Source organism: Paraburkholderia sp. EB58 (assembly GCF_050436665.1).
Classification (GTDB): Bacteria; Pseudomonadota; Gammaproteobacteria; order Burkholderiales; family Burkholderiaceae; genus Paraburkholderia.
In genome coordinates, this window is record NZ_JBNDMQ010000002.1 from 1 (window position 1) to 15,821 (window position 15,821).

18 protein-coding genes are annotated in these 15,821 nt (G+C 63.5%); 13 read left to right on the forward strand and 5 right to left on the reverse strand.

The window, feature by feature from the left end; translation table 11 throughout:
- Positions 1 to 221: transposase (locus P3T40_RS02615; RefSeq protein ID WP_429266130.1), on the reverse strand; the 221-nt coding region annotated here is incomplete at its 3' end.
- A gap of 589 nt (positions 222 to 810) precedes the next feature.
- On the opposite strand from P3T40_RS02615, the gene bioA reads away from it, so the two are divergent.
- Genes bioA through bioB form a run of 4 tightly spaced genes read left to right on the forward strand, consistent with a single transcriptional unit; the run spans position 811 to position 5,191 of the window.
- Entirely contained in the window at positions 811 to 2,175 is a 1,365-nt protein-coding gene (gene bioA / locus P3T40_RS02620) for an adenosylmethionine--8-amino-7-oxononanoate transaminase (RefSeq protein WP_429266131.1), read from the forward strand.
- Positions 2,175 to 3,359, forward strand: a complete 1,185-nt coding sequence (gene bioF, locus P3T40_RS02625; RefSeq protein WP_429266591.1) for an 8-amino-7-oxononanoate synthase — start codon at positions 2,175 to 2,177, stop codon at positions 3,357 to 3,359. Before bioA ends, bioF begins: the two co-directional genes overlap by 1 nt.
- Entirely contained in the window at positions 3,356 to 4,075 is a 720-nt protein-coding gene (gene bioD, locus P3T40_RS02630) for a dethiobiotin synthase (RefSeq protein WP_429266132.1), read from the forward strand. Before bioF ends, bioD begins: the two co-directional genes overlap by 4 nt.
- Positions 4,076 to 4,108: 33 nt before the next feature.
- Positions 4,109 to 5,191 (forward strand): biotin synthase BioB, encoded by a 1,083-nt coding sequence (bioB, locus tag P3T40_RS02635; RefSeq protein ID WP_429266133.1) that lies wholly within the window; start codon positions 4,109 to 4,111, stop codon positions 5,189 to 5,191.
- Between the two features lie 114 nt (positions 5,192 to 5,305).
- Here bioB and P3T40_RS02640 read toward each other — a convergent pair whose 3' ends face one another.
- Positions 5,306 to 5,911, reverse strand: a complete 606-nt coding sequence (locus P3T40_RS02640; RefSeq protein WP_429266134.1) for an RBBP9/YdeN family alpha/beta hydrolase — start codon at positions 5,909 to 5,911, stop codon at positions 5,306 to 5,308.
- Positions 5,912 to 6,107: 196 nt separating this feature from the next.
- Here P3T40_RS02640 and P3T40_RS02645 point away from each other — a divergent pair, with 196 nt between their 5' ends.
- The 7 genes from P3T40_RS02645 (at position 6,108) to P3T40_RS02675 (ending at position 10,753) form a co-directional block, all read left to right on the forward strand.
- Positions 6,108 to 6,554 carry a VOC family protein gene (locus P3T40_RS02645; RefSeq protein WP_429266135.1) on the forward strand — a complete coding sequence of 149 codons (447 nt, stop codon included), beginning with the start codon at positions 6,108 to 6,110 and terminating at the stop codon, positions 6,552 to 6,554.
- Positions 6,555 to 6,570: 16 nt separating this feature from the next.
- Entirely contained in the window at positions 6,571 to 7,512 is a 942-nt protein-coding gene (locus tag P3T40_RS02650; protein WP_429266136.1) for a 2-hydroxyacid dehydrogenase, read from the forward strand.
- Between the two features lie 93 nt (positions 7,513 to 7,605).
- Positions 7,606 to 8,532 carry a hydroxymethylglutaryl-CoA lyase gene (locus tag P3T40_RS02655; RefSeq protein WP_429266137.1) on the forward strand — a complete coding sequence of 309 codons (927 nt, stop codon included), beginning with the start codon at positions 7,606 to 7,608 and terminating at the stop codon, positions 8,530 to 8,532.
- Positions 8,533 to 8,557: 25 nt separating this feature from the next.
- Positions 8,558 to 9,082, forward strand: a complete 525-nt coding sequence (locus P3T40_RS02660; RefSeq protein ID WP_429266138.1) for a YbaK/EbsC family protein — start codon at positions 8,558 to 8,560, stop codon at positions 9,080 to 9,082.
- Positions 9,079 to 9,309, forward strand: a complete 231-nt coding sequence (locus P3T40_RS02665) for a DUF1289 domain-containing protein (protein ID WP_429266139.1) — start codon at positions 9,079 to 9,081, stop codon at positions 9,307 to 9,309. Before P3T40_RS02660 ends, P3T40_RS02665 begins: the two co-directional genes overlap by 4 nt.
- On the forward strand, positions 9,306 to 9,842 hold the full coding sequence (locus tag P3T40_RS02670) for a MaoC family dehydratase (protein ID WP_429266140.1): 537 nt from the start codon (positions 9,306 to 9,308) through the stop codon (positions 9,840 to 9,842). Before P3T40_RS02665 ends, P3T40_RS02670 begins: the two co-directional genes overlap by 4 nt.
- Complete coding sequence (locus P3T40_RS02675) at positions 9,839 to 10,753, forward strand: MBL fold metallo-hydrolase (protein ID WP_429266141.1); 915 nt, start codon at positions 9,839 to 9,841, stop codon at positions 10,751 to 10,753. The genes P3T40_RS02670 and P3T40_RS02675 overlap by 4 nt, the downstream gene beginning before the upstream one ends.
- A 180-nt stretch (positions 10,754 to 10,933) precedes the next feature.
- Here P3T40_RS02675 and P3T40_RS02680 read toward each other — a convergent pair whose 3' ends face one another.
- Entirely contained in the window at positions 10,934 to 11,833 is a 900-nt protein-coding gene (locus P3T40_RS02680) for a DMT family transporter (RefSeq protein WP_429266142.1), read from the reverse strand.
- Positions 11,834 to 11,948: 115 nt separating this feature from the next.
- Here P3T40_RS02680 and P3T40_RS02685 point away from each other — a divergent pair, with 115 nt between their 5' ends.
- Positions 11,949 to 12,422 carry an Lrp/AsnC family transcriptional regulator gene (locus tag P3T40_RS02685; protein WP_429266143.1) on the forward strand — a complete coding sequence of 158 codons (474 nt, stop codon included), beginning with the start codon at positions 11,949 to 11,951 and terminating at the stop codon, positions 12,420 to 12,422.
- A 76-nt stretch (positions 12,423 to 12,498) separates the two neighbouring features.
- On the opposite strand, the gene P3T40_RS02690 is transcribed toward P3T40_RS02685, so the two are convergent.
- Positions 12,499 to 13,389, reverse strand: a complete 891-nt coding sequence (locus tag P3T40_RS02690; protein WP_429266144.1) for an alpha/beta fold hydrolase — start codon at positions 13,387 to 13,389, stop codon at positions 12,499 to 12,501.
- A 289-nt stretch (positions 13,390 to 13,678) separates the two neighbouring features.
- Between P3T40_RS02690 and P3T40_RS02695 the strand changes: the two genes are divergently transcribed.
- Positions 13,679 to 14,638: an NAD(P)H-dependent flavin oxidoreductase gene (locus P3T40_RS02695; RefSeq protein WP_429266145.1), complete on the forward strand. Its 960-nt coding sequence runs from the start codon at positions 13,679 to 13,681 to the stop codon at positions 14,636 to 14,638.
- Between the two features lie 117 nt (positions 14,639 to 14,755).
- Here the strand turns inward: P3T40_RS02695 and P3T40_RS02700 are convergent, their stop codons facing one another.
- Positions 14,756 to 15,694, reverse strand: a complete 939-nt coding sequence (locus P3T40_RS02700; protein ID WP_429266146.1) for a LysR family transcriptional regulator — start codon at positions 15,692 to 15,694, stop codon at positions 14,756 to 14,758.
- Positions 15,695 to 15,821: the final 127 nt, after the last annotated feature.

Genomic DNA, 15,821 nt, shown 5'->3' on the forward strand with positions numbered 1-15,821 from the left:
GTCTCCAGCACGACCCTGAACTTGTCGGCACTCGACCACCGCTCGCTCGTTTTGCCATTGCCCGGCATGAATCCCTCAGTCTGTCTTGCGTTGTGCCGCCAGGCGCGTAGCGTCACCGTCGTGATACCCGTCGCCCCCGCCAGCTCGATGACCGCACGATTGAACGGCGGCGTCATCTGTTTGACTACCCATTCCCGCGTTTCTGCTGAATAGCGTCTCATCTTCCATTCGCTGCCCGCCCTCCATCTTTACACTAATCGGTTCGGGTGACGCGACAACTAGCCTGACATGGAGGGCCGGCAAAGAAAGTGAGTGCCGCCCCGCACAGGGGCAAAGCTAATAGACCACTAAGAATGCAAGGAAAGGCTAACACCGTAAGCAGACAGCCAAAAACAAAACCCGACCAGACCAACAAGAAAACAAGCCCAACACCGCAGGCAAACAACCAAACCCAAAGCGCCGCAGGCAAAAAAACCCCCGCCCCCCTAGATTTTTCCCCAATACCCCCCATGACTTTGCCGTCGCCAACTCCGCCCATTTCACCCCTTCTGTCCGGAACAAACCTCACCTGCCGAGAACACCCCCGAACCCCGTAAGGGACCGAGAAAAAACAGCAATTTGAGGGGTAGTGCATCAACGGAAAGAACGCGCTAATCTCAACCCCGCCGCAGCCAGCCTGCCTCGCATTACGCCCCGCGGGGGGACCAAAACCCCACCGCACGCGCAGCAAAAAACCACCCCACAAAGTAAAAAATTGGCACACCGCATCGCGAAAGAAAACCCGCGCAGCACAGTACCGGAGTAGCAGTTTTGGACACACGAGCAACCGAAGAAACCGAAGGAACCGACGACTGGGTCGCCCGCAGCCTGCGTGCCGTATGGCATCCCTGCACCCAGATGAAACACCACGAGCGTCTGCCGCTCATCCCGATCGCGCGTGGCGCAGGCCCTTGGCTCTATGACCGCGCCGGTCATCGCTACCTCGATGCGATCAGCTCCTGGTGGGTCAATCTGTTCGGCCACGCCAATCCGCGCATCAACGCCGCCCTGAAAGACCAGCTCGATACGCTTGAGCACGCCATGCTCGCCGGCTGCACGCACGAACCCGCCGTCGAACTCGCCGAGCGCCTCGCCGCCCTCACGCAGCACACGCTCGGCCACGCATTCTTCGCCTCCGATGGCGCGTCTGCCGTCGAAATCGCGCTCAAGATGAGCTTCCATTCGTGGCGCAATCGCGGCTACAGCGACAAGCAGGAATTCGTCTGCATCGCTAACAGTTACCATGGCGAAACCATCGGCGCGCTCGGCGTCACCGATGTCGCCCTGTTCAAAGATGCTTACGATCCGTTGATCCGCCACGCACATGTCGTTGCGTCGCCCGATGCCCGACTGGCAGAACCAGGCGAAAACGCGGCGGATGTTGCGCGCCGTGCGCTCGATGCCGTACGCGCCCTGTTCGAAGCCCGCAGCGCCAAAATCGCCGCGCTCATCGTCGAACCGCTCGTGCAATGTGCGGCCGGCATGGCCATGCACGATCCGTCGTATATCGCGGGGCTGCGTGCGTTGTGCGATCAGTACGGTGTGCATCTGATCGCCGATGAAATCGCCGTCGGCTGCGGGCGCACCGGTACTTTCTTGGCCTGCGAACAAGCCGGTATTTGGCCCGACTTCCTGTGCCTGTCAAAAGGAATCAGTGGTGGCTATCTGCCGCTTTCCATCGTGCTGTCGCGCGATGAAATCTTTGCCGCGTTCTACGACGACGACACCACACGCGGTTTCCTGCACTCGCACTCGTACACCGGCAACCCGCTCGCTTGCCGTGCCGCTCTCGCCACGCTCGATCTGTTCGCGAGCGACAACGTGCTCGCCGTCAACGCGAAAAAATCCACCACGCTGCGGGCGGCGCTCGCACCGCTCGCCGAGCATCCCCAAGTGCGCAATCTGCGTCAGTGCGGCACGATCTTCGCGTTCGATGCCGTGATCGCCGATGCGCAACAGGCGAAGACATTCTCACGCCGTTTCTTCGAAAACGCTTTGCAGCGCGAATTGCTGCTGCGCCCCATTTCGACGACGGTGTACCTGATGCCGCCGTATATCCTCGACGATGCGGAGCTGGCCCTGCTCGCGGCCCACACCCGTGAGACCTTCGAAGCCACACTCGCGGAGGCCGCATGATGCCGTTGCTCGACACCCTCGAACAAGGTCTCGCGGATCTCGACGCGCAGGGTCTGCGCCGTCGTCGTCGCACCGCCGATACACCTTGCGCCGCGCACATGACGGTCGATGGCCGTAACATGATCGGCTTCGCCAGTAACGACTACCTCGGTCTCGCTGCACATCCGCTTCTGGTCGCCGCGCTCGCCGAAGGCGCACGGCGCTATGGCGCGGGCAGCGGCGGCTCGCACCTGCTGGGCGGCCATTCGCGCGCGCATGCGCAACTTGAAGACGATCTCGCCGGCTTTGTCGGCGGCTTCGTCGATGCCCCGCGCGCCCTGTACTTCAGCACTGGCTACATGGCGAACCTCGCGACGCTCACCGCGCTCGCCGGCCGCGGCACCACGCTGTTCTCGGATGCGCTGAATCACGCCTCGCTGATCGACGGTGCGCGGCTCTCGCGTGCCGACGTGCAGGTCTATCCGCACGCCGACACCGAAGCCCTGAGCGCCATGCTCGAAGCATCGGATGCGACCGTGAAGCTGATCGTCTCCGATACGGTGTTCAGCATGGATGGCGATGTCGCCCCCCTGCCGCGTCTGCTCGAACTCGCAGAGCGGCATGGCGCATGGCTCATCCTCGACGATGCCCACGGCTTTGGTGTGCTCGGCCCGCAAGGCCGTGGCGCCGTCGCCCACGAAGCGCTGCGCTCGCCGCATCTGATTTCGATCGGCACGCTCGGCAAGGCAGCCGGTGTGTCCGGCGCATTCGTCGTGGCCCATGAGACCGTGATCGAGTGGCTCGTGCAGCGCGCCCGTCCGTATATCTTCACCACGGCGTCGGTACCCGCTGCGGCGCATGCCGTGTCGGCAAGCCTGCGCATCATTGGCGGCGACGAAGGCGATGCGCGGCGCGCCCATCTGCAGCAGCTGATCGAACGCACCCGCGCGATGCTCAAGGCCACGCCGTGGTTGCCGGTCGATTCGCACACTGCCGTCCAGCCGCTCATCATCGGCGCGAACGACGCAACGCTCGCCATTGCGGCCACGCTCGATCGTGCCGGCCTATGGGTTCCCGCGATCCGTCCGCCGACCGTCCCCGCAGGCACATCGCGACTGCGCATCTCGTTGTCGGCAGCGCATTCGCAAGCGGATCTCGACTACCTCGAAGCGGGTTTGCAGCAGGTCAGCGAGGGCGCGGTATGAGTACACCACTCTCGCTCTTTGTCACCGGCACCGACACGGAAATTGGCAAGACGCTGGTGTCGGCAGCGCTGCTGCGCGGCTTCGCGCGCGCAGGACTGCGCGCCGCCGGCATGAAGCCGATCGCCGCCGGCGCGTTCGAAGTGGATGGCGTGTGGCATAACGAAGACGCGGACCAGCTCGACGCTGCGTCCAGCGTACTGCTGCCGCCTACGCTTCGCACACCGTATCTGCTGAAGGCGCCCGCCGCGCCGCATATCGTTGCGGCTCTGGAAAACGTCAGGCTTGATATCGGCCACATCGTCGATTGCCATGCGCAGGCGCTCAAGCTTGCCGACATCGTCGTCGTCGAAGGCGTCGGCGGTTTTCGGGTGCCGCTGACCGATACGCATGACACCGCGGATCTCGCGCTCGCCCTGAACCTGCCCGTTGTGCTCGTGGTCGGCATGCGGCTCGGTTGCATCAGCCATGCGTTACTGACCGCTGAGGCCATCGCTGCCCGCGGCCTGCATCTGGCGGGCTGGGTCGCGAACCGCGTCGATCCGGACATGAGCTTCGCGGATGAAAACATCGCCGCCATTCGCGACCGCCTCAAGCGTCAATACGACGTGCCGCTGCTCGGCATCGTGCCGCGCTTGGATCCCGTCTCAGCGGATGCAGCGGCAGATTGCCTCGACATCAACCAGCTATTGCAGACGCTGCGCGCTGCGCAGCTCTGACTCACTTCATCTCCATTCATGAGGATTGACGATATGACCCAGCTTCACCTTGATCGCCCGCAAACGGACTCGACCATCGCTACGGCCAACGCAGCTAACGCAGCCGCTCCTGGCGCTGCGCGCTGGCGAGTCGCCGACGTGGTCGCGCTGTACGAACTGCCGTTCAACGACCTGATGTTCCGCGCGCAGCAGGTGCATCGCGAACACTTCGACGCCAACACCGTGCAACTCTCGACGCTGCTGTCCATCAAGACCGGCGGCTGCGAGGAAGACTGCGCGTACTGCCCGCAGTCGGTGCATCACGACACGGGTCTGAAGGCCGACAAGCTGATGCCGGTCGACGAAGTGCTCGCCGCCGCCAAGGTCGCGAAAGACAACGGCGCGACGCGTTTTTGCATGGGCGCGGCATGGCGCAATCCGAAGGATCGTCATCTTGAACCGATCAAGGACATGATCCGCGGCGTGAAAGCGATGGGCCTCGAAACCTGCGTGACGCTCGGCATGCTGGAGACGCACCAGGCGCAAGGGTTGCGCGAAGCCGGCCTCGATTACTACAACCATAACCTCGATACGTCGCCGGAGTTTTACGGTCAGATCATTTCGACCCGCACCTATCAGGACCGCCTCGATACGCTGGAGCGTGTGCGCGACGCAGGCATCAACGTATGCTGCGGCGGCATTGTGGGTCTCGGCGAATCGCGCCGCGAACGCGCGGGCCTGATCGCGCAGCTCGCGAACATGGACCCGTATCCGGAATCGGTGCCGATCAACAATCTGGTGCAGGTCGAAGGCACGCCGCTCACCGGCACGGAGGCGCTCGATCCGTTCGAATTCGTGCGTACGATCGCCATCGCCCGTATCACGATGCCGCGTGCCATGGTGCGTCTGTCAGCCGGCCGCGAGCAGATGAACGAAGCGCTGCAGGCGATGTGCTTCCTCGCCGGTGCGAATTCGATTTTCTACGGCGACCAGTTGCTGACCACCAGCAACCCGCAAGCCGAAGCGGACCGTAAGCTGCTCGAACGTCTGGGCATCCGCGCCGAAGCTGCGCAGCAGATGCCGCTCGAGAAGAGCGGTTGTGAGCACGGCTGCGATGGACATGCGGCAGCTAATTAAGCGCACGGAATTCGCAGGGGTTATTAAGCACTAGATAGCAAAATGGCCGCCTCGAATGAGGCGGCCATTTTTCATCGTTCCTGCACGTGCGCGTGATCGCTTTACATTATCGCCTCACACCACCGCGTGACTCACCAGCTCCAGCGACTCCTCCTCACGGAACCGCAGCGGCGCGGCGCAATGCACCAGCGTATCGATGAAGTACTTGGCCCGCGGCCAGGGCCCATACCCTGCCGCGGTATTGATATGCCCCGCATCGCCGAGATTCACGAACGCGCTGCCAAAGCGCTGCGCCAACTCGCGCGAACCACCCAGCGGCATCCAAGGATCGGTCTCGCTGCCGATCAGGATCGACGGCACGCCGAGACGACGCGCTTCGAATGGCCCCGCGAAAGTAAATTTTGCCGGGCTGGCCGGCGCCACAAACAGCGCGCCCACCACGTCGCCAACATACGACGCCTGCTGCAACGCATGCGCCGCCGCGAGACAGCCGAAGCTGTGCGCCGCCAGCACAAACGGCCCGCGCTCGCGCGTCAGCAGCTCGCGCACCGAGCGCGCCCAGCCCGCCAGATCCGGGGCGTCCCAATCAGCCTGCTCGACGCGCAACGGGCGTGCAAACTGCCGTTCAAGCCACGTCTGCCAATGCGCGCCTTCGCTACCGTGCAGGCCAGGCACGGTCACGAGCCGCGGCGGCCATGTCGATTTACTGCATGAAAGCATGATTGTCCTCGCTGCCGGAATCCGGGAACCTATTGTGGAACGCAGGTTGGCGGGCGCGAACCAACTTTTTCTGATTTGCTTATTGGGCGCCCGACCCGCCGCTCTATGCCGCCCAACCGCACGTCCGTGCCAAACTGCGCGCGATTGCGCTCGAAAAAGTAGAATGAAGCCTATTCGTAGAATGGAGGAGGCCCCCATGTCGCAAGCGTCGTCTGTCCAGCCACGCGCGCTGCAGCCGTTTCATCTGGCATTCCCTGTAACCAGCCTGGAAAACGCGCGCGCCTTCTATGGCGAACTGCTTGGCTGTTCCGAAGGTCGCAGCTCGCCGGAATGGGTCGACTTCGACTTCTTCGGCCACCAGCTGGTCGCGCACCTTGCGCCCAATGAGACCGGCCGGGCCGGCGTCAATGCGGTGGACGGCGACGACGTACCCGTGCGCCATTTCGGCGTTGTGCTGACCATGGACGACTGGAACGCATTGGCCGACAAGCTGAAGGCGGTCGGTACTGCGTTCATCATCGAACCGCATATCCGCTTCAAAGGCGAAGTGGGCGAGCAGGCCACGATGTTCTTTCTCGACCCGTGCGGCAACGCGCTCGAATTCAAGGCCTTCAAGGACATTAGCCGGCTGTTCGCCAAGTAAAGCTCGCCCCGATCGCATGAAAATTCTCTTCTACACGCCTCAGAACGAATCCGCCGCCTGGCTGCACGATTTTTCCCGCGCGCTGCCCGAAGCCGATCTGCGTGAGTGGCAACCGGGCGACACCGCCCCAGCCGACTTCGCCATCGTCTGGCGGCCGCCGCGCGAGATGCTCACGGAGCGCGCCGGACTGCGGGCCATCTTCAATCTCGGTGCGGGCGTCGATGCGGTTCTCGCGCTCGAACGCCAATATCCCGGCACGCTGCCGCGCACCGCACAACTTGTGCGTCTCGAAGACACCGGCATGGCGCCGCAGATGGCCGAATACGTAACGCACGCCGTGCTGCGCTACCTGCGCCGCCTCGACGAATACGAAACGCTGCAAGCGCAACGCCGCTGGAAGGTGCTCGACCCGCATCCGCGCGATACCTTCACGGTCGGAGTGCTGGGCCTCGGTGTGCTCGGCACGCATGTGGCACGCTCGCTCGTGCCGTTCGGCATGCCGGTGCGCGGCTATAGCCGCAGCGCACGACAGATCGACGGCGTGACCACCTTTGCCGGCGAGGCGCAATTCGATGCGTTCCTCAGCGACGTCAAGGTGTTGGTGAACCTGCTGCCGCACACGCCGGATACGCATGACATGCTCAATCGCCGCACGTTCTCGAAGCTCGCGCGCGGGGCGTATCTGATCAATGTCGCCCGCGGCGCTCATCTGGTCGAACAAGATCTGCTCGAGGCACTCGCCGACGGCCAGATTGCCGCTGCCACGCTCGACGTGTTCCGTGAAGAACCGTTGCCGGTCGACCATCTGTTCTGGCAGGAACCTCGCATCACGATTACCCCGCATAGCTCGGCGCAGACCTTGCGCGAAGAAAGCGTCGCCCAGGTCGCACAGAAAATCGCCGCGCTGATGCGCGGTGAGACTGTGAGCGGCGTGGTCGATATTGAACGCGGATACTGAATTACTGATACAGCGCCGCCTCGTGCGGGCTCATTGCATGGGACCGGAGTAACGCGCTAAAGCGCGAACTCCGGTCGACACTGGAGACACATCATGGCCTTGCCCCAAGCCGTCAAAATTGTCGAAGTCGGTCCACGCGATGGACTGCAGAACGAAAAAGAGTTCGTCCCGACCGCCGTCAAGATCGAACTGATCAATCGCCTGTCCGCCGCGGGCTTTCGCAATGTCGAGTCGGCTTCGTTCGTCTCGCCGAAGTGGGTGCCGCAGATGGCCGACGGCGCTGAGGTGATGGCCGGCATCGAACGCCGCCCCGGCACGATCTACTCGGTGCTGACGCCGAATCTGCGCGGCTTCGAAGGCGCGCTCGCCGCGCGGGCCGACGAGATCGTGATCTTCGGTGCCGCCAGCGAAGCGTTCTCGCAGAAGAACATCAACTGCAGCATCGCTGAAAGCATCGCGCGCTTCGAACCCGTTACGCAGGCAGCCAAGGGGCATGGCCTGCGAATTCGCGGCAGCGTCTCCTGTGCGCTCGGCTGTCCTTATCAAGGTGAGGTGCCGGTGTCGTCGGTAGTCGACGTGGTCGAGCGTTTTGCCGCGCTCGGTTGCGACGAGATCGATATCGCCGACACCATCGGCGTGGGTACGCCGAAGCGCACCCGCGAAGTATTCGCCGCCGTCACCCAGGTGTTTCCGCGTGAGCAGCTGTCGGGACACTTCCACGACACCTACGGCCAAGCCCTCGCCAACATCTACGCCGCGCTACTGGAAGGCATCGAGATTTTTCATGCGTCGGTCTCGGGGCTCGGTGGCTGCCCGTATGCGAAGGGCGCCACCGGCAATGTCGCGACCGAAGACGTGCTGTATCTGATGAACGGCCTCGGCATCGAGACCGGCATCGATCTCGCGCAGGTCGTCGCGATCGGCGATTTCATTTCGAGTTCGATCGGCAAGCCGAACGTCTCGCGGGCGGGCAAGGCCCTGCTCGCCAAAGCACGCAGCGAACAAAACTCGTGCGTCTAACTCCCCATTCACTGGAAAGCGCTTTATGACGGACAACGAACCTTCCCAACCCTCCGACGATCTCAGCACATTGCCGGATTCGGCTCGGCGCGTTGCATTGTTGCTGCGCGAGCGCGGCCACGCCGGGCAGGTCGTGATGCTGCCGGAGACCGGCAAGACTTCCGCTGAGGCAGCGGCAGGCCTCGGCTGCGAGGTCGCGCAAATTGCCAAATCGATCCTGTTTCGCCGGCGCGACGACGACGCACCGGTGCTGGTGGTCGCGAGCGGCGCGAATCGCGTCGACGAAAAGAAGGTCGCGGCGCAGGTCGGCGAGATCGCGCGTGCGGATGCCAAATTCGTGCGTGAGAAAACCGGCTACGCGATTGGTGGCGTTTGCCCGATCGGTCACGCCACGCCGCCCGTCACGCTGATCGACGCGGATCTTCTCGCGCTCGACAGCCTGTGGGCCGCGGCCGGCCACCCGCATGCGGTCTTCAATCTGTCGCCGCAGGAACTGGTCGCGCTGACCGGCGCGCCGGTCGTTGACGTCGCGCTGCGAGAAGCTGTATGAGCGTGACTGTCGTCGCCCCACAAGACGTGGTCGCGCCAGTGCCGTCGCCCTGCATCAACGTGTGCCGGATGGACAAGGCGAGCGGCTGGTGTGAAGGATGTCTGCGCACCATCGACGAAATTCGCGGCTGGTCGACCTACGACGATACGACAAAACGGGCTGTCTGGGATACGCTCGACGCCCGCCACGCGCAGTGGATGGCGCAAAACCGGCAGACAGCGAAATGAAGGCGGCGCCGCGAGTCGTGACGATCGGGGAAAGCTTCAGCAGCACGCTCACGCTTTCCGCGGACTCCGTCAAATTGTTCGCGACGCTCGTCAACGATATGAACCCGCTGCATCACGACGACGCTTATGCGGAGCAAAGCCGCTTTGGCGGCCTGATCGCCTCGGGCACGCAACCCACCGCGCATTTCATGGCGCTGCTGGCGACGCATTATTCACAGTACGCGCAGCCGCTCGGCCTCGAATTCGATATCAAGCTGAAGAAGGCGGTCCACGCGCAGGACACGCTGACCATGACGTGGCGCGTGCGTGATGCGTGGTGGAAGCCGAGCCTGAACGGTGATCTGACGCAGCTCGACGGGTCGGTCGTCAACCAGCACGGCGAAACGGTGCTGCTCGGCGCCTCGACGATACTCGTAATGCCGAAGCCGGCGGAGGACTCAGTGCAGGGCTCCACTCAACAGTCTGCTAAGGAGGCCGTTCAGGAATCCGCTCAGGGGTCCGTTCGAGAGTCCCCGTCAAGGTCCAAACCATGATGACCTTGCCCGAGTCGATCCAGGTCTTCCAACGCGGCTGGTTGTCGTCGAACAATGTGCTGCTGGTCGACGACGCGTGCGCTGCGCTCGTCGACACGGGCTATGCGACCCACGCGCCGCAGACCCTCGCACTGTTGCAGGCGGCGCTCGGCGAGCGGCCGCTCGATCTGATCGTCAACACGCACCTGCACTCGGACCACTGCGGCGGCAATGCCCTGCTGCAGGCGGCATGGCCTTGTCGCACGGCGATTCCTGCGTCAGAAGCCACAGCGGTGCGCGACTGGGACGAGGCACGCCTGACCTTTCGCGCCACCGGCCAAACCTGCGAGCGGTTCACCTTCACCGAAACGCTTGCACCGGGTGAGCGTCTCACGCTCGGCGCACTCGACTGGGACGTACTCGGCGCACCGGGCCACGACCCGCATTCGCTGATGCTCTATTGCGCGGAAGAACGCGTGCTGATCAGCGCGGACGCGCTGTGGGAAAACGGCTTCGGCGTGATCTTTCCGGAACTCGAAGGCGAAAGCGGCTTCGCGGAACAACAGGCCGTGCTGGAGACGATTGCGAAGCTCGACGTCCGCACTGTCATCCCGGGTCACGGCGCGCCGTTCACGAACGTTTCGCTGGCGCTGGAGCGGGCCTTTTCGCGCGTGGCCTGGTTGCATGCCGATCCGGCCCGCAATGCAAAGAATGCGCTGAAAGTGCTGATCGTGTTCAAGCTGCTCGAAGTGCGCGCAATGGGCTTCGACACACTGCTGCGCATGCTCGACGACGCCAGCGCCATGCGCGCCGCTGCGGCGATGCTCAAACCGCGCGACGAATGGCCGGCGCTGTTGCGCGGGCTGATCGAAGAGCTTGCAGCGAACGGCGGACCGTTGAGGGTGGACGGCGGCCGGATCGCGGCCCGGTAAATTGCGCCCAACGGATCGCCGTCCGCAAAAAAGAAAGCCGCTCGCCATAAATGGCGAGCGGCGGAATTCGGTCGACGTGATCATCGTCTGCGGAAATGATAACCGCGCGCGATTTTTGATCGCATCGGTGATTTCCCTACAAAATCTTGACACTTTCCACGGGGTCGATTCACACCGACGTCACGTAGACGAATAGCGGCGCTGCGGCACGAGGCGCCAGCCGAGGTTCACACCCGCGGCGGCAAGCAGGATCAGCACGGCCCCGAGCACTTGCACCCAGGCGAGCTTCTGCCCAAAAGCCACCCGGTCGACAATGATCGCGACCACCGGGTAGATGAACGACAACGCGCCGGTCATCGCGGTGGGCAGCTTCTGGATGGCGCCGTAAAGCAGCACATACATGATGCCGGTATTGACGACGCCGAGCGTGATGAGTTCGAGCCAATGCGCGCCCGTGGTGGGCAACGCATCAAGGCGCACAAACGGCGCGAGCATCAGCACGCCGAGGCCCACCTGAATCAGCGCGATCAGATGCGGCGGCGTGCCTTTCAGATGCTTGGTGATGATCGACGACACCGCATACATGGCCGCCGCGCCGACTGCATAAGCGATCCCTTCGAGGTACTGTCCCGGGACCGCGAGCACCGCTGGCTCGACGCGCACCACGAACACCAGCCCGACGAACGCCACCAGCAGCCACGCCACCGTCGATGCCGTGATGCGCTCGTGGAACACCAGCGCGCCGAGCGCGACCAGCATGAACGGCTGCGTGTTGTAGACGGCGGTGGCCATCGAAATCGACGCACGCGAATACGCCGCGAACAGCAACACCCAGTTGATCACGATCGCCGCGCCCCCGAGCGCTGCGAGCCCCAGCATGCGCCAGGAAAACAGTCGGCGCCGCAACAGCCCAAGCGCGGCGCAGACGAGCAGTAAAGTGGCGCCGCCGAACACGCAGCGGAAGAACACCACATTGAACGGGCTCTGCTGCGACGATACGACCAGCCAGCCGATCGTCCCCGACATCAGCATCGCGACGCTCATCTCGGCCGCACCGCGTCTAACTTCGTTGGTAGCCATCTTCGGTCCCCCAGGATTGATCACCGTATTGAAGGCAGTGTATTTAATCCCGATGGCCGAATACATGGCTAAACTTAGGCATGGGGTTTGATTAACCTAATAATCGAAGGCAATCATGGCAAAGCGCCTCACACCGGCCAGCCCACCTGCTGCGCTCGACGACACCGACCGCGCGCTGCTGGCGGCTCTGGCCGAGGATGCACGCCAACCGGTCAGCGATCTTGCGCGGCTCATCGGCTTGTCTGCGCCAAGCACGGCCGAGCGTCTGCGCCGGCTCGAGACGCAGGGTGTGATCGAGCGCTTCACCGTGCAGATTGATCCGCGTGCGCTCGGCTACACGCTGCAGGCCATCGTGCGCGTGAAGCCGTTGCCCGGACAGTTGCATCTGGTGGAGGACGTGATCCGGCGGATCCCGGAGTTTGTGGAATGCGACAAGGTGACGGGCGATGACTGCTTCATCTGCCGCCTCTATCTGCATTCGATCGAGCAGCTCGACGAAATCCTCTCCAAGGTGACGGAACGCGCGGAAACCAGCACGGCCATCATCAAATCGACGCCGGTCGCGCGCAGGCTGCCGCCGCTGGGGTGAGGCTTCTGCATTGAAGCGCTCGGGCCTTACAGCCCACGCTGGCTGAGTGGGCCGCGCGCTGCGCGCAGCCCCGGTTTCACTGCTCGACGGCCTCGAAGAAGGCCAGCATCTCGGTGACCAGGTCCTCGGGCACTTCCTCGGGAATGTAGTGTCCGCATGGCAACGCGCGTCCGCTGACGTCGCGCGCAACACGGCGCCATTCGTCAAGCGGCTCGAAACACTTCTGGATCACTCCTTCCTCGCCCCACAGCACCCGCAACGGACAGCCGATCTTGTGACCGCATTCGATATCGGCGCGATCGTGTTCGAGATCGATCGTCGCCGACGCGCGGTAATCCTCGCACATCGCGTGGACCGCCCCCGGTTGCCGCAACGCGCTGCGATAGGCATCGAGCGCCTCAGGTGCAAACGGCGCCAGTCCGGCGTGACGGCTACCCATCACGCGATCCACGTAGACGTCCGGATTCGCACCGATCAGCGTCTCCGGCAACGGCTCCGGCTGGATCAGGAAGAACCAGTGGAAATACAACGTGGCGAAGGTGCGGTCGGTGGCTTCGTACATGGCGAGCGTCGGCGCGATGTCGAGCAGCATCAGACGCTCGACGGCATCCGGGTGATCGAGCGCCATCCGGTGCGCGACCCGTGCGCCGCGGTCGTGGGCGCAGACCAGGAAGCGCTCGTAGCCGAAGTGGCGCATCACGGCGACCTGGTCGGCCGCCATCGCACGTTTCGAATAGGCCGCGTGGGTCGCGTCGCTCTCCGGCTTCGCCGAGGCGCCATAGCCGCGCAGGTCAGTAGCGATGATGGTGAAATGTTTCGCGAGCTGCGCCACGCACCGATGCCAGATCAGATGCGTCTGCGGATGGCCGTGCAGCAGTAAGAGAGGCGGTCCTGCCCCGCCCTTGACCCCGAAAATGTCGACGTCGCCCGCAGCGACACGAAAGGGCGTGAAATCCTCGAAGGGCATAGCGAGTCTCTTGTCGTTGTTCGTCAAAGCATTGTAGAAGCGCCGTGTGTCCATACGGGGTGGGTTAGGCCACGTAACCGTAGAAACCGAACACTCCTTCCAACCGCTCAAGTTCTGCACGCTGAGCGTCATTCGCCTATAATCGAACGACCGTTCTTAAATTTTTAAATCACCCTGAAGGACAAACCGGCGGACGGCCAGCGTGGCCTAGCGCCGCGGTTTGCCCCGCTACACTCACATACGCCGGGCGTTTGAGACGCACCGGTCCGCTTTACAGGAGACTCGCACCATGGCATTGCCCGCCGTCCTGCAGCAGCTTGCGCTGCCCGTTGTTGCCTCGCCGATGTTCATCGTCAGCTATCCCGACCTGGTGCTGGCCCAGTGCAAGGCCGGTATTGTCGGCTCGTTCCCCGCCCTCAATGCGCGGCCGGCCGAGCTGCTCGACGAATGGCTCACGCAGATCCAGGCATCGCTCGCCGAGCACAAGGCTGCCCATCCGGACGCGGTGATCGGGCCGATCGCCGTCAACCAGATCGTTCATCAGTCGAATACGCGGCTCGAGCATGACGTGCGGGTGTGCGTCGAACACAAGGTGCCGATTTTCATTACCAGCCTGCGTGCGCCGGCCAAGGAGATCGTCGACGCGGTGCACAGCTACGGCGGCATCGTGCTGCATGATGTGATCAACATCCGTCATGCGCAGAAGGCGCTGGAAGCGGGCGTCGACGGGCTGATTCTGGTGGCGGCCGGTGCCGGCGGCCATGCCGGCACCACCTCGCCGTTCGCGCTGGTCGGCGAAGTACGGAAGATTTTCGACGGCCCGATCGTGTTGTCCGGCGCGATTGCCAATGGCGGCTCGATCCTCGCTGCGCAGGCGATGGGCGCCGACCTTGCCTATATGGGCACGCGCTTTATCGCGACCCAGGAGGCGCACGCGGTGGAAAGCTACAAGCATGCGATCGTCAACTCGAGCGCCTCGGACATCATCTACACAAACCTCTTCACGGGCGTACACGGCAACTACATTCGCGAAAGCATCGCCAACGCGGGACTCGACCCGGACGCGCTGCCGCAATCGGACAAAACCGCGATGAACTTCGGCAGCGACAAGGCCAAGGCGTGGAAGGACATCTGGGGCGCCGGCCAGGGCGTGGGCCTGATGGACGACGTGCCGAGCGTGGCCGAGCTGGTCGAACGTCTGAAGAACGAATACAACGAAGCGAAGACGCGGCTCGGGATTGCCCGCTGATTCAATGACGTGCAGGGCCTTTGCCGCCGCGGCGTGAGTTGCTCGGCGGGCGCCCCAAGCTGCCATTTCATTTGCGCGGCGGGAGCTCGCTGAGTCTTCACACCGGCGCCGGGCCGCCTAGCTCACCGCCAGCGCCTTGATCTGCTCGAGCGAGGGCCACAGCGCCTCGTCAGCGAAACGCTCGGCAAGAAAGTCCACGAACGAGCGGACCTTCGCCGACAGATGGCGCCGGCTCGCATACACGACATGGATCGGCAATTCGCGCGGCGGCACCTGCTCGACCAGCAGCGGCACCAGCCGGCCCGCGGCGAGATCGTCACCGATCACTTCCGTCCCGAGCATCGCGATCCCGGCGCCTTGCAGCACGATCACCCGTAGCGCTTCCAGGTGATTGACGATCAGATTGCCGGAAAGCCGCATACGCGGCCCGCCTTCTGCACTCGACGGTCCAAGTTCCGGGGCGGCGACGCCCGCGTACTGCAGATAGTTGTGGCGCGACAGATCCGCGAGTTTGGTGGGTGTGCCGTGGCGACGCAAATAATCGGGCGACGCGCACAGCACAAGATGCGCCGTCGCGATTTGGCGCGCAATCAGTGACGATGACTTCAGACCCGACGGCGAGGCGCGGATCGCGACGTCGAAACCCTCGTCGATCAGTTCGACTACGCGGTCGGACAACGTCATTTCCACCGTGACCTGCGGATACTGCGCGGCGTAATCGGCCACCGCGCTCATCACACGGCTCAAGCCGAACGCCGACAGCGACGACACGCGCAGCCTGCCCTGCGGCACGACGCTCGCGGCGCCAACCGCCTGCTCCGCTTCGTCGAGCTCGGTCAGCACCTGGCTCAGACGCTCGTAATACTCACGACCCGCCTCGGTTGGTGCGACCCGCCGGGTGGTCCGGTTCAAGAGGCGTGCGCCGAGTTGCTGCTCCAGATGCATCACGTGCTTGCTCGCCATTGCCGCGGACATCTCCATGCGCTCGGCCGCGCCGACGAAACTGCCCACTTCGACGACGTGGCGAAACACTTTCATGCTGACGAGGGTATCCATGGCAATCGCTCGCGAGAGGAATCAATCGATGCCATTTTGCCGTCTTTATCAAACCAGCGTGAGTAAACAAGTCTTATCGCGCCTTTTCACCTTCGGTCCAGAAACGACAAACCCCGCCTTCTTTCGA

Bases quoted from the DNA above. Each gene is read 5' to 3' on its own strand.
- P3T40_RS02645 (WP_429266135.1), top strand. From the start codon at position 6,108: ATGTCGCAAGCGTCGTCTGTCCAGCCACGCGCGCTGCAGCCGTTTCAT.
- P3T40_RS02640 (WP_429266134.1), bottom strand. From the start codon at position 5,911: ATGCTTTCATGCAGTAAATCGACATGGCCGCCGCGGCTCGTGACCGTG.
- bioD (WP_429266132.1), top strand. From the start codon at position 3,356: ATGAGTACACCACTCTCGCTCTTTGTCACCGGCACCGACACGGAAATT.
- P3T40_RS02655 (WP_429266137.1), top strand. From the start codon at position 7,606: ATGGCCTTGCCCCAAGCCGTCAAAATTGTCGAAGTCGGTCCACGCGAT.
- P3T40_RS02670 (WP_429266140.1), top strand. From the start codon at position 9,306: ATGAAGGCGGCGCCGCGAGTCGTGACGATCGGGGAAAGCTTCAGCAGC.
- bioF (WP_429266591.1), top strand. From the start codon at position 2,175: ATGCCGTTGCTCGACACCCTCGAACAAGGTCTCGCGGATCTCGACGCG.
- P3T40_RS02665 (WP_429266139.1), top strand. From the start codon at position 9,079: ATGAGCGTGACTGTCGTCGCCCCACAAGACGTGGTCGCGCCAGTGCCG.
- P3T40_RS02695 (WP_429266145.1), top strand. From the start codon at position 13,679: ATGGCATTGCCCGCCGTCCTGCAGCAGCTTGCGCTGCCCGTTGTTGCC.
- P3T40_RS02700 (WP_429266146.1), bottom strand. From the start codon at position 15,694: ATGGATACCCTCGTCAGCATGAAAGTGTTTCGCCACGTCGTCGAAGTG.
- P3T40_RS02690 (WP_429266144.1), bottom strand. From the start codon at position 13,389: ATGCCCTTCGAGGATTTCACGCCCTTTCGTGTCGCTGCGGGCGACGTC.
- P3T40_RS02660 (WP_429266138.1), top strand. From the start codon at position 8,558: ATGACGGACAACGAACCTTCCCAACCCTCCGACGATCTCAGCACATTG.
- P3T40_RS02680 (WP_429266142.1), bottom strand. From the start codon at position 11,833: ATGGCTACCAACGAAGTTAGACGCGGTGCGGCCGAGATGAGCGTCGCG.
- P3T40_RS02650 (WP_429266136.1), top strand. From the start codon at position 6,571: ATGAAAATTCTCTTCTACACGCCTCAGAACGAATCCGCCGCCTGGCTG.
- P3T40_RS02675 (WP_429266141.1), top strand. From the start codon at position 9,839: ATGATGACCTTGCCCGAGTCGATCCAGGTCTTCCAACGCGGCTGGTTG.
- bioB (WP_429266133.1), top strand. From the start codon at position 4,109: ATGACCCAGCTTCACCTTGATCGCCCGCAAACGGACTCGACCATCGCT.
- P3T40_RS02685 (WP_429266143.1), top strand. From the start codon at position 11,949: ATGGCAAAGCGCCTCACACCGGCCAGCCCACCTGCTGCGCTCGACGAC.